Annotated in this window: 11 protein-coding genes; 6 read left to right on the top strand and 5 right to left on the bottom strand. The window is 68.2% G+C overall.

Features of this window, described 5'->3' with window-relative positions; genetic code table 11:
• Positions 1–61: 61 nt before the first annotated feature.
• Together ACVOJ1_RS17085 and ACVOJ1_RS17080 are read right to left on the bottom strand one after the other, a co-directional pair.
• Positions 62–1141 carry an NAD(P) transhydrogenase subunit alpha gene (locus ACVOJ1_RS17085; protein ID WP_340044557.1) on the bottom strand — a complete coding sequence of 360 codons (1080 nt, stop codon included), beginning with the start codon at positions 1139–1141 and terminating at the stop codon, positions 62–64.
• 52 nt (positions 1142–1193) lie between these two features.
• A complete protein-coding gene (locus ACVOJ1_RS17080) occupies positions 1194–3512 on the bottom strand; it encodes a DUF1631 domain-containing protein (RefSeq protein WP_053519132.1) in 2319 nt (772 codons plus the stop codon).
• A gap of 331 nt (positions 3513–3843) precedes the next feature.
• Between ACVOJ1_RS17080 and ACVOJ1_RS17075 the strand changes: the two genes are divergently transcribed.
• Genes ACVOJ1_RS17075 through ACVOJ1_RS17060 form a run of 4 tightly spaced genes read left to right on the top strand, consistent with a single transcriptional unit; the run spans position 3844 to position 6713 of the window.
• Entirely contained in the window at positions 3844–4425 is a 582-nt protein-coding gene (locus ACVOJ1_RS17075; RefSeq protein ID WP_053519162.1) for a nitroreductase family protein, read from the top strand.
• Complete coding sequence (locus ACVOJ1_RS17070) at positions 4422–5372, top strand: 5'-3' exonuclease (RefSeq protein ID WP_065175990.1); 951 nt, start codon at positions 4422–4424, stop codon at positions 5370–5372. The genes ACVOJ1_RS17075 and ACVOJ1_RS17070 overlap by 4 nt, the downstream gene beginning before the upstream one ends.
• Positions 5369–5923 carry an NUDIX hydrolase gene (locus ACVOJ1_RS17065; protein ID WP_053519128.1) on the top strand — a complete coding sequence of 185 codons (555 nt, stop codon included), beginning with the start codon at positions 5369–5371 and terminating at the stop codon, positions 5921–5923. The genes ACVOJ1_RS17070 and ACVOJ1_RS17065 overlap by 4 nt, the downstream gene beginning before the upstream one ends.
• Positions 5916–6713 (top strand): N-formylglutamate amidohydrolase, encoded by a 798-nt coding sequence (locus ACVOJ1_RS17060; protein ID WP_346480692.1) that lies wholly within the window; start codon positions 5916–5918, stop codon positions 6711–6713. The genes ACVOJ1_RS17065 and ACVOJ1_RS17060 overlap by 8 nt, the downstream gene beginning before the upstream one ends.
• A gap of 112 nt (positions 6714–6825) precedes the next feature.
• Here ACVOJ1_RS17060 and ACVOJ1_RS17055 read toward each other — a convergent pair whose 3' ends face one another.
• The gene (locus tag ACVOJ1_RS17055; protein WP_346480691.1) at positions 6826–8238 is read right to left on the bottom strand and encodes an MFS transporter; all 1413 of its coding nucleotides are present in this window, start codon (positions 8236–8238) and stop codon (positions 6826–6828) included.
• Positions 8239–8343: 105 nt separating this feature from the next.
• On the opposite strand from ACVOJ1_RS17055, the gene ACVOJ1_RS17050 reads away from it, so the two are divergent.
• The gene (locus ACVOJ1_RS17050) at positions 8344–9228 is read left to right on the top strand and encodes a LysR family transcriptional regulator (protein WP_346480696.1); all 885 of its coding nucleotides are present in this window, start codon (positions 8344–8346) and stop codon (positions 9226–9228) included.
• A gap of 78 nt (positions 9229–9306) precedes the next feature.
• Here ACVOJ1_RS17050 and pip read toward each other — a convergent pair whose 3' ends face one another.
• Positions 9307–10248, bottom strand: coding sequence for a prolyl aminopeptidase (gene pip / locus ACVOJ1_RS17045; protein WP_346480690.1), 942 nt, complete (start codon positions 10246–10248; stop codon positions 9307–9309).
• A gap of 48 nt (positions 10249–10296) precedes the next feature.
• The gene (prmC, locus tag ACVOJ1_RS17040) at positions 10297–11121 is read right to left on the bottom strand and encodes a peptide chain release factor N(5)-glutamine methyltransferase (protein ID WP_481558717.1); all 825 of its coding nucleotides are present in this window, start codon (positions 11119–11121) and stop codon (positions 10297–10299) included.
• A 387-nt stretch (positions 11122–11508) separates the two neighbouring features.
• Between prmC and ahpC the strand changes: the two genes are divergently transcribed.
• The gene (gene ahpC, locus ACVOJ1_RS17035; protein ID WP_005408159.1) at positions 11509–12072 is read left to right on the top strand and encodes an alkyl hydroperoxide reductase subunit C; all 564 of its coding nucleotides are present in this window, start codon (positions 11509–11511) and stop codon (positions 12070–12072) included.
• Positions 12073–12153 lie beyond the last annotated feature (81 nt).

Here is a 12153-nt window from a genome sequence, read left to right as displayed (position 1 = left end):
GCCTTCGGGATGCAGGGTCAGATCCCTTTGCCAGAGGCAAAGGGATCTGACCCCATGTCATTCACGCCTGCCAGCGCGTCTTTGCCAGCAGTTCGTCTTCCCAGTCGAAGCTCAGCTGACCTTCGCGTACGAACAGGGCAACGAAGTTGAGCAGGTTGCGCGCATACATCTCGCTGGCCTGGGTCGCACCCCGGCTGGCCAGGCCCAGCGGTCCATCGATGGTCACGCCCTGGTGTTCGATGCACTGCCCCGGCTGGGTCAGCGCGCAGTTGCCGCCGCTCTCGGCCGCCAGATCGACGATCACACTGCCCGCCGCCATGCCTTCCACCATCGCCGCAGTGACGATGGTCGGTGCCGGACGGCCCGGCACGGCTGCGGTACAGATCACTACATCGACGCTGCGCAGATGGTCGGCCAGCCGCCGCTGCTGCTCGGCCCGTTCTTCCTCGGTCAGCGCCCGCGCGTAGCCGCCCTCGCCGGCCGCGCTGATGCCCAGGTCGAGGAAGCGTGCGCCCAGCGACTGGATCTGCTCGCGCGTTTCCGGCCGCACATCGAATCCTTCCACTTGGGCGCCGAGGCGGCGCGCAGTAGCGATCGCCTGCAATCCTGCAACGCCGGCGCCGATCACCAGCACCTTGGCCGGACGCACGGTACCGGCCGCGGTGGTCAGCATCGGGAAGAAGCGCGGTGCACGCTCGGCTGCGATGAGCGCAGCCTTGTAGCCCGCCATGCCGGCCTGCGAACTGAGCACATCCATCGCCTGCGCACGGGTGGTGCGCGGCAACAGCTGCAGCGGGAACAGCAGCAGGCGGTCCTCGCTGGCCAGCGCCGCCAGTGTCGGATCGCTGGCCGGCGTCAGCAGGCCGACCACGGCTGCGCCCGGCTTGAGCCGGGCCAGCACCTGCGCCGGCGGCGCCTGCACGCACAGAAGGATGTCGATCTCGCCCCAGCGACCGTCATCGAATGCACGTGCGCCCGCGTCCTGATAGGCGGCATCGGGAAAACCGGCGGCCTCGCCCGCACCGGTTTCGTACCAGACGGTGACGCCCAGTGCGGCGAGCTTGCGCGCGGTCTCCGGCGTCAACGCTACGCGCCGTTCGCCCGGCGCGGTCTCCTTGATCCCCAGCAACGCCACGGCCATGCAGGTCCCCGCTGATCGGTGAGTTTTCCCGATCCTAGCAGGCGGCTCCCGCTCAGTGCAGGGTGGCGTTGCCCGGGTCGAGGCGGTCGATCACGCCCTGCATGGCGCTGTCAAAGGCGCCATCGTCGACATGCGCACGCAGGCGGCCCAGCCGCACCATCACCGCCAGTTCCTCCGGCGAAGCCACGCAGAAGCGCACGCCACGCCGGTTGACGAACAGCAGCCGGGAAGAAATCGGGCTCACCCAGGACAGCTTGCCGGCCTGCACCTTGCCGTCCTTGTCGACGAAGTCGAGCCAACTGCCGATCTCCATCCGGCGGAAGCGATCGGCATCGGCATTGTCGAAATCGTCGGTATCCACCTGGCTGCCCAGTTCGACCGTCGGCGAGTCCGCAACCGGCGGCATGGGCAGGACAACCTGCGGCAGCTCCGGCAGCGCACGTTCCAGCTCCGGCCGTGACTCGGCGATGCCCTGCAGGGTGTCATGCAGTGCATCGATGGCCGAGGTTGCCGCATCGCCGTGTACGCCGACACTGGCGAACACCTTGGCCAGCACCGGCTGCCAGGCTTGCAGCCAGGGCTTGCCGATGATCTGCCGGCGCGCTTCGGCCACTTCCTCCAGCAGGCCATCGCCCAGGGCCAGGGCTTCGGCGACCGATGCACCGTCTTCGCCCTCGCGCAGCAGCGCCAGGGTCAGGTGGTGCTGCCACGGCTGGCGCAGGAACTCGGCGATGGCCGGTGGCAGGGTGGCATCGCCGATGCGGCGATCCAGCTCGGTGGCCGCGCGCGTGCGGGCCATTTCCAGCTTTTCCTGGCCGCGCTGCGTTTCCGCTGCGCGCCGCTCGGCAATCTCGACGCGGCGACGGTGCTGTACCAGGAAGTCGCGGAACTCCTCTTCCAGGGTGAGGAAGATGGCCAGGTTCTCGTTGAACTCGGCGACCAGGCGCTCGATGATCTCCTCCACCTTGGCCATCAGCATGCGCTCGGCCTGGCTCTCGCCGGTGTTGCCTTCGCAGGCCTCGGCCAACGAATTGAGCAGCTTGCGCGCCGGATGGGTCTTCTGCACAAACATGCGGCGGTCGAGCATGGCGACCTTGACGAAGGGCACCACCAGGCGGCCGATCAGTTCGCGCGAGCGACCCTCCAGTTCGCGTTCATCCAGCATGACGTCGAACAGCATGCCGACCAGGTCGATCGCGTCCTCGTCCTGCGGATCCAGGCGGGTCTGGCCCGGGTCGACGCCCAGCCGGGTGGCGCTGGACAACACCTCGCTCTTCAGGCGCTGCGCGAGCGACTCACCATCCTCACCGATCGCCGCACGCAGCGTGGCGCTGGGGGTCGCCTGCAGCAGCGACAGCACCGACATCATCTCGCGCTGGCTCAACGGGCGCTGCTGGCCCACGGCCACCTGCGCGGCCGATGTTGCGTCCTCACGCACGTGGCGCGTCTGCTGCAGCAGTTCCTGCAGCGCTTCCAGCAACATCCCCTGCTGGCCATAGGCCTCGCTGCCGGCGGCGCCGGGACCGTCCCCACCGGCCTGCTGAAGGTGGCCTCGGCGCTCGGACCAGCGCGCGGCGAAGCGCTGCGCCCACGCCGGTGCGGCCTGCTCGTCATCGCTGAAATCGCTGTCGAACCCCGGCACCGGGCGCTGTTCGACCAGATCGTCCAGCCCCTGCGGTGAACGCGGGCCCGGGGCCGCCGGGGTGCGGCGCACCGCGCCCATCTGCGACATCACGCCGGCCGCCGCGAGCTGCTCGTCCAGCTTGTCGTAGATGCGGCCGACCGGCGCGCGCAGGTCGCGCTCGCACAGCTTGATCAGCACCAGGTGGACTTCCGGCGCCAGTTCGCAGCCGGCGAAGGCCTCGTGGATGGCCACGCCCAGATGTTCCGGGCTGATCGGGTTCAGGTCGGCATCCAGCGGCACATCGCCGGCCAGCCAGCCCAGGCGGCGGTCCAGCCGCGCCAGAACCGGCTTGAAATCACGCAGCAGCACCGTGGCGAAGTTGCGCACCGCCAGTCGCGATTCGAGCACGTGCTCGGCCAGCAGGCTCAGGCCATCCTCGGCCGGGCCGGACAGGGTCGCATCCGCCGACAGTGGCTCTCCGGCAACCAGAGCCGCCCAGGCGCGTTGCAGATGGCCGGCAAAGGCCGCCGCTATCTCCTCGCGCCGCCGGCGCAGCTCGCGCATCGCATCAAGGAACAGCAGCTGCGAGGCGCCGGCATTGCCGGCACGGTCGAACAGGGCGTCGTCGAAGCGCGCCAGTGCCGCCCCGAAGGCCTGGCACAGCGCGGGCAGGACGGCGTCACGGGCAAGCTGGAACTGGGCCGGGTCACGACCCGACGTTCCCAACGGTGTGGGCGCGCTCATCATTCGGGAAGGCTCCCCACCTTCTCTGGTGCGACAGACAACATGGACATCGCGACGACCGGCACACCCCATGTACCGATACGTCGATGGTAGGCCGGCCCGCCCCTCACGGACAGTGAAACAGTCCTCACTTCAAACCTCGTGACCCACGGCCCGGCAAGAGGGATATCGTAAGCCGTGCAAGGCCCGCGAGGCGAGAGGAAGCCGGCGTCCGATTGCCGCCAGTGGCATGATGTTCATCACAGTTTGATAGTGAGGGGACAGACGCCGCAGCCACGGCGTCATCGACCACCGCGACTATAATCAAATGCCCGTGATGACCGGTTCAGACGCCATGCCCGACCCCGCCGCCCTGCTTGCCCTCGATGCCCGCCGCTCGGTGCCCTCGCGGCAGCTGGGCGAGCCCGGGCCGGACCCGCAGACCCTGCTGCGTATGCTCACCTCGGCGGTGCGGGTGCCCGACCACGGCAAGCGGGTGCCGTTCCGGTTCCTGAAGATTGCCGGCGATGCGCGTCACACTCTGGGCGCGTTCCTGGCCGAGCGCAGCCGCCAGCGCGATCCCACTGCCGGCGAGGCCGTGTTCGAGAAGGATCGCCAGCGTTTCAGCCATGCGCCGCTGGTGATCGTGGTGGTGGCCAGCCCCCGCCCCGACCCGAAGGTGCCCGAGCAGGAGCAGCTGATGACCGCTGGATGCGTCTGCTTTGCCCTGCTGCAGGCCGCACAGGCGCTGGGCTTCGGCGCCCAGTGGCTGACGGCGTGGATGGCGTTCGACCCGGCCGTACACGCCCATCTGGGGCTGGCCGACGGCGAACGCATCGCCGGTTTCATCCATATCGGCACCGCCCGCGCCGACGTGCCCGAGCGCGAGCGTCCGGATCCAGCCGCCCTGCTGCGCGACTGGACGCCACCGGCATGACCTTGCCGGCACCGGCGCCGGCGCTGTACCTGGTCGACGCCAGCATCTACGTGTTCCGTGCCTGGCACTCGCTGCCCGACCAGTTCCAGGATGCGCAGGGCTGGCCGACCAATGCCGTGCACGGCTTCGCGCGCTTCCTGCTGGACCTGCTCGAACGCGAGCGTCCGCAGCACATCGCCATCGCCTTTGACGAGGCGCTGGACAGCGGCTTCCGCCATCGCCTGTATCCGGCGTACAAAGCCAACCGCGATCCGGCTCCGGAGGCGCTGAAGCGCCAGTTCGTGCATTGCAAGGCACTGTGCGCGGCGCTCGGTCTGGCCGTGCTTGCCCATCACGACTACGAGGCCGACGACCTGATCGGCAGCGCCCTGCATGTGCACCGCGGCAGCCACCGCGGTGTCATCATTTCCGCCGACAAGGACCTGTCGCAGCTGCTGCTGGACCACGACGAGCAGTGGGACTATGCGCGCAACCAGCGCTGGAGCGTGGCCGGGGTGAAAGCGCGGCATGGCGTGCATGCGCACCAGATCGCCGACTACCTGGCACTGTGCGGCGATGCAGTGGACAACATCCCCGGCATCAGCGGCGTCGGCAGCAAGTCCGCGGCGGTCCTGCTGGCCCACTTCGGCAGCCTGGATGTGCTGTACGAGCGCCTGGACGAAGTGCCCTTCCTGCGCCTGCGCGGCGCAGCGCAGATGGCAGTGCGCCTGCGCGAGCAGCGCGAGCATGCCCTGCTCTGGCGACAGCTGACCACCATCGCGCTGGACGCGCCGCTGGAAGGCTGCCAGCCTGGCCTGCTGCGGCAGACGGCCGACCCGGAGCTGCTCGGCGGCCTGTGCCAGACCCTGCGCTTCGGCCCGATGACCCGCCGCCGGCTGTTCAACGCCGCCGGCATGGCCGACCCGCTTCCCACTCCCTCCTTTTCCAATTCCGGCGAGCCCGCATGAGCCAGCGCAATACCGAAGCCCCGCGTGTCGTCTATGAAGGCAAGTACCAGCGCATGCTGGTACGCGGCACCTGGGAATACAGCGAACGCACCCACGCCGGTGGCCTGGCGGCGATCATCATCGCCGTCACCCCCGAGGACAAGGTGCTGTTCGTCGAGCAGTTCCGCGTGCCCCTGCAGGCATCGACCATCGAGATGCCGGCCGGGCTGGTCGGTGACATCCATGCCGGCGAGTCGATCGAAGTCTCGGCGGTACGCGAACTGGAAGAAGAGACCGGCTGGACCGCCGAGCACGCCGAAGTGCTGATGATCGGCCCGACCTCCTCAGGCGCCAGCAGCGAGAAGATCGCCTTCGTGCGCGCCACCGGCCTGCGCCGGATCGGCGAAGGCGGCGGCGATGACAGCGAGGACATCACGGTGCACGAGGTCCCGCTCAAGCAGGCTGCCGCGTGGCTGGTGCAGAAGATGGGCGAAGGCTACGAGCTCGATGCCAAGCTCTGGGCCGGGCTGTGGATGATCGAACATCACCTGGACGGGCGTCCGCGTGGCTGACGCCGACCTGCACACCTTGCCGGCATTGCTGGGCGCTGACGACCCGGCGATCTACACCATCCACCGGCCGCAGGGCGCTTCGCCGTACCTGCTGCTGGCCGATCACGCCGGGCAGCAGGTACCGCGCGCACTGGCCGGCCTCGGCCTGCCGCAGCGCGAACTTGACCGCCATATCGGCTGGGACATCGGCATTGCCGGCACCACGCGTGCATTGGCCGAACGGCTGGATGCCTGGGCCATCGAGCAGACCTATTCGCGCCTGCTGATCGACTGCAACCGTCCGCTGGCATCGCCGACCCTGATTCCGGAAGCAAGCGATCACACCGTGGTACCGGGCAACGCCGGCCTGTCGGCCGCACAACGTCAGCAGCGCATCGACGCGATCCACGCGCCCTATCACGCCCGCATCGAAGCGGAACTGGATGCGCGCCGCGAAGCCGACCGCCCGACCCTGCTGGTGATGATGCACAGCTTCACTCCCTCCATGAACGGCACGCTGCGGCCATGGCATGCCGGCGTGCTCTACCACCAGGACACGCGCTTTGCCCACGCCCTGCTGCAGGCACTGCGCGACGAAGGCGATCTGGTGGTCGGTGACAACGAACCGTATTCGGTAAGCAGTACCAGCGACTACGCGGTACCGGTGCACGGCGAAGGGCGCGGCCTGGTGCACGTGGAACTGGAGATCCGTCAGGACCTGATCGCCGACGCGGCCGGGCAGCAGGCGTGGGCCGAGCGGCTGGCGCGGATCTTCAGCGCGTTGCAGCCACGGCTGCTGGCATCGGTGTAACGCCATCCGGGCCCGGTAGCGCCGGGCCATGCCCGGCGGCACTGGAGGATTCACCGTCGCGTTGCGCCTCGCCGGGGATGGCCCGGCGCTACCGGGTCATCCTGCAGGTCGATCATGCGTCGTTGGCCAGGCAGGCGGGGACCGCCGGGGCGACCGGCGCCGGGCGCAGGGCCAGCGCGATGACCACGCCGAGCAGTGCAAACACTGCGGCGCCGCACTCCGCACGCACCAGGCCGGCCAGCGCATCCGGAGAGCCGGCAGCTGCCACGTCGGCGTTGGCCACCATCACCAGTACCGCCAGGCCCAGCGCACCGCCGATCTGCTGTGCGGTGGCCGCCATGCCCGACGCCACGCCCTGCTGCGCCGCCGGCACGCCCTGACCCGCCACGATCCACATCGCGGTCCAGGTCATGCCCTGGCCGATGCTCAACACCACCACGCCCGGCAGCAATGGCCAGAAATTCGAGGCATGCGGCAGTGCCGCCGCCACCCAGGCGATGCCGACGGCACCGGCCAGGTTGCCGATCACAAGCACTCTGCGCGCGCTCCAGCGCTGCAGCGTCCACTCGGCAAGCTGGATGCCCACGGTGCACACCGCCGTGGCCGGCAGGAATGCCAGGCCGGCCTGCAGCGGACTCCAGCCGTAGCCGTCCTGGAAGTACAGCGCCATGAAGTAGTACTGCACACCGTAGCTGCTCATGAAAGCGAAGGTCAGGCCGAGGGCGGCACGAAGGCCCGGCAGGCGCAGCAGCGCGAACTGCATCAGTGGATCGCGGCTGCGCAGCTCGATCTGCACGAACGCGAACAGGATCAGTATCGACAGCACCAGGCAGCCCAGCGTGACGGGCGCCGTCCACCCCCATTCGGGGCCCTGTACCAGCGTGGTCACCAGCAGGCTGCCACCCAGGGTCACGGTGATGCAGCCGGCCAGATCGAACGAACGGCCCTGCGGGCGCGAAGCATCGGGCGGCAGCCACGCACCGGCGGCAAGCGCGCACGCGGTGGCCAGCGGCACGATCACCGCCAGCACGGCCGGCCAGCCGAAGGCCTGGGTGAGTACGCCACCGAGCAGCGTACCCAAGGCAAGACCCACTGCACTGGCCATGCTCCAGATCGCCAGCGCGCGGTTGCGGGCCGGGCCTTCTTCATACAGCGTGTTGATCAGGGCCAGCGTTGCCGGGAACAGCAGCGCGGCACCGATGCCCTGCGCTGCGCGCGCGATGATCAACAGGCCCGCATTCGGCGCCAGCGCGCCGAGCAGCGATGCCACCGCGAACAACAGCATGCCCAGGCGGTAGAAGCGGCGGCGGCCGATCAGGTCGGCGGCACGCCCGCCCAGCAGCAGGCTGCCGCCGAAGGCCACGGTGTAGGCACTGACCACCCATTGCAGCTGCTGCGCGTTGATCTGCAGCGCGCGGCCCATGTCATGCAGCGCGACAAAGATGATGGTGGCATCCAGGGCGATGATCAGCTGGGCGGTGGCCAGCAGGGTCAGTGCCCAGCGCGGGTATTTGAGGGGAGGCATCGGTGGTCTGGACTGAAGGGGGAGCGCAGTCTCATTGATGCAGCGAAATCAATAAACCCATCACCCGCCATATCTGTCATGATTTTCTGCATGAGTGGATCATCGATGGACCTCAACGCGGTGCGCATGCTGGTGCAGGTGGCCGAAGCACGCAGCTTCACCGTCGCTGCCGGCCAGCTCGGCCTGAGCCAATCCGGGCTGTCGCGCGCGATCAGCCGGCTCGAGGTGGACCTGGGCGTGAAGCTGCTGCAGCGGAACACGCGTAACGTGGCATTGACCCCGGATGGGCGCCAGTTTGTGGAGCAGGTCGCGCCACTGCTGTGCGGACTGGAGGACGCGGAACGGCAGCTTGCCGATCGCCCCTGCACGCCGTCGGGCACGCTGAAGATCAGTGCGCCGTCGATGTTCGGCCGCAAGGTGCTGGTGCCCCTGCTGGCGCCGCTGCTGGAGCGTCATTCACAACTGCAGGTCGAAGCCGTGCTCAGCGATCGCCTGGTCGACCTGGTCGAAGAGGGGTTCGACGCCGCGCTGCGTACCGGCACCATCGCCGACCAGCGCATCGTCGCCCGGCCCCTGCGACCGCTGCGCTGGGTGACCGTCGCCAGCCCGGACTACCTCGCCCGGCGCGGTGCACCGGCCGATGTGGCCGCACTGGCGGGGCATGCCTGCCTGGCCGTGCGCAACCTGCGCAGTGGCCGCCTGGTGGACTGGCAGTTCCTTCAGGACGGCCAGCTGCGCGAGTTCACGCCACCGACGCGGATGGTGTTCGACAGCGGCGACCCATTGGTGGAAGCCGCCATCGCCGGCATCGGCATCGTGCAGGTAATGGATTTCGCCGTGGCCGACGCCTTGGCCGACGGCCGTCTGCTGCGCGTGCTGCAACCGTATGAAGGCCGCAGCCGCGAACTCTCTTTGATCTACCCACCTTCGCGCCAGCACTCGCCGAAGCTGCAGGTGCTGGCCGACGCGCTGCTTGCAGGGGACTGGTAGCACCGGGCCATGCCCGGCGAGTCAAACCGCGGCAACAGATCGCGATGCCGCCGGGCGTGGCCCGGCGCTACCGGCGGGTTACGCGAAGCTGTCCGTGGCGCGCACCAGCGCGTCGACATTCTCCGCTTCGAACGCGGAGTGGCCCGATGCCGGGGTGATTTCCAGCTTCGCCTTCGGCCACACCTTGGTCAGGTCCCAGGCATTGGCGAGCGGGCACACTACGTCGTAGCGGCCATGCACGATCACGCCCGGGATGTCGGCGATGCGGTGCGCGTCGCGCAGCAGCTGGTCTTCCACCTCGAAGAAGCCACCATTGACGAAGTAGTGGTTCTCGATACGGGCAAAGGCCAGCGCGAAATGCGGGTCTTCGTGGCTGTTGATGAAGTCGTCATCCACATGCAGGAAGCTGGTCGCACCCTCCCACACGGCCCAGGCCTTGGCTGCTTCCAGGCGGGTCGCCTCGTCTTCACTGGTCAGGCGACGGTGGAACGCCGAGATCAGGTCATGGCGTTCAACCACCGGAATGGGCTTCAGATAGTGCTCCCATGCATCGGGGAACAGGCGGTTGGCGCCTTCCTGGTAGAACCACTCCAGCTCCCAGCGGCGGAGCATGAAGATGCCGCGCAGAACCAGTTCGGTGACGCGCTGCGGATGGGTTTCGGCGTAGGCCAGCGCCAGGGTTGACCCCCAGCTACCACCGAACACCTGCCAGCGGTCGACGTTCAGATGCTCGCGCAGCCGCTCGGTATCGGCCACCAGGTCCCAGGTGGTGTTGTCCACCAGATCCGCATGCGGCGTGGAACGGCCGGCACCGCGCTGGTCGAACAGGATGATGCGGTACTTCGCCGGGTCATGGAACTGGCGCATCTTGTCGCTGCAACCGCCGCCCGGACCGCCGTGCAGCATCACCACCGGCTTGCCATCCGGATTGCCGCACTGCTCGAAGTACAGCGTGTGGCGGTCGTCGACCTTCAGGGTGCCGACGTCATAGGGGGTGATGGCGGGGTACAGCGTACGCATGCTTGCAGCTCCAGGGTGATGCCCTGCCGGGGCAGGAGAACCCCCATTCTAGGCCGGTCGCCGGCCGAGGGTGACCCGATCACGCTGCTCAAGGTCCTGCTGGGTCTGCACGTCGGCGAAACCGGCCGCATCGAACAGCGTGCGGATCGCCGCGCCCTGGTCCCAGCCGTGCTCGATCAGCAGCCAGCCCGCCGGCTGCAGGTGTTCGGGCGCGCCTGCAACGATGCGGCGGATATCGTCCAGTCCGTCGATGCCGGACGCCAGCGCGCTGGCCGGCTCGAACCTCAGGTCGCCCTGCTGCAGATGCGGATCTTCGCTGGCGATGTAGGGCGGATTGCTGGCAATCAGTGCAAAGCGCGCGCCCTGCAGCGGTGCGTACCAGTCCTGTCCACCTTCAGCGAAACGCACGTTGCGCAGTTCATGGTGGGCGGCATTGCGCGCAGCCATGGCCAGTGCACCGGGGCTGGCATCGGTGGCCAGCACCTGTGCCAGCGGCCGCTCGCTGGCCAGGGCCAGGGCGATCGCACCACTGCCGGTCCCGAGGTCGGCCACGGACAGCGGGCGGTCCGATGGCAGGCGTTCCAGCGCCAGCTCCACCAGCAGTTCGGTTTCCGGACGCGGGATGAGGGTCGCCGCATCGACCCGCAGATCAAGCGTCCAGAACCCGCGCCGGCCGGTCAGGTAGGCCACCGGCTCACCGGCGGCGCGACGCGCCAGCAGCGCCTCGAAGGCAGCCTGCGCCGTTGCCGGCAGCGGATCGGTCGCATGGGCGAACAGCCAGCTGCGTGGACGCTCCAGCACATGCAGCAGCAGCAGCTCGGCTTCGTGGCGGGCGTCGATGCCGCCCAGGCGGGCGCTGGCGTCGGCCACCACCTGGCGCAGGGAGGGTTGGGTTGGCTACGCCATTCCGCCTTGGTAGAGCCGTGCCCCGGCCCGCCTGCTTCTGGACCCGCCGTGCATGGGCTCGGCTCTACAGATCCGCGGTCGAGCGCGGGCTCGGCTCTACAAAAGCTGGAATCCGTTCAGGTTTCGCCCGAGGGCATAAGGAGGGGCTATCAGCCCTCTTCACGCGTCCCTGGCGATTTTCCTTGTCACACAGGCAGTTGCAGGATGAGGGACGCAAGGTTCAGTGCGGGCTCATGGCAATTTGATAGGCTCCATCTATCAAATAGATGCAATCAATGGATTGTTCTTATCGCAACTGAGCCGGTAACCTAGCTCCTGTCGATTCACCCACTCCCTTCACCCAGAGGAAAAATGATGTCCCTCATCAATACCCAGATCCAGCCGTTTGAAGCCAACGCCTACCACAACGGCGAGTTCATCAAGGTTTCCGATGCCAGCCTGAAGGGCCAGTGGTCCGTCCTGATCTTCATGCCGGCTGCATTCACCTTCAACTGCCCGACCGAGATCGAAGACGCCGCCGACCACTACGCCGAGTTCAAGAAGGCTGGCGCTGAGGTCTACATCGTCACCACCGACACGCACTTCTCGCACAAGGTGTGGCACGAAACCTCGCCGGCCGTCGGCAAGGCCCAGTTCCCGCTGGTCGGCGACCCGACCCACCAGCTGACCAACGCCTTCGGCGTGCACATTCCGGAAGAGGGCCTGGCCCTGCGCGGCACCTTCATCATCAATCCGGAAGGCGTGATCAAGACCCTGGAGATCCACTCCAACGAGATCGCCCGCGACGTCTCCGAGACCCTGCGCAAGCTGAAGGCCGCCCAGTTCACCGCCGCCAACCCGAACCAGGTGTGCCCGGCGAAGTGGAAGGAAGGCGAGAAGACCCTGACCCCGTCGCTGGACCTGGTCGGCAAGATCTAACGCAGCACCGGCACGCCGTGGCCCCACGCCACGGCAGGCCCATCTCCATGCCGGCGGCATCGCCGGCGTGGGGGTGAACCC

It is taken from the genome of Stenotrophomonas sp. STEN225 (genome assembly GCF_056756445.1).
Note: the sequence above shows the minus strand (reverse complement) of the source record. Positions and strands in the feature narration are given on the sequence as shown.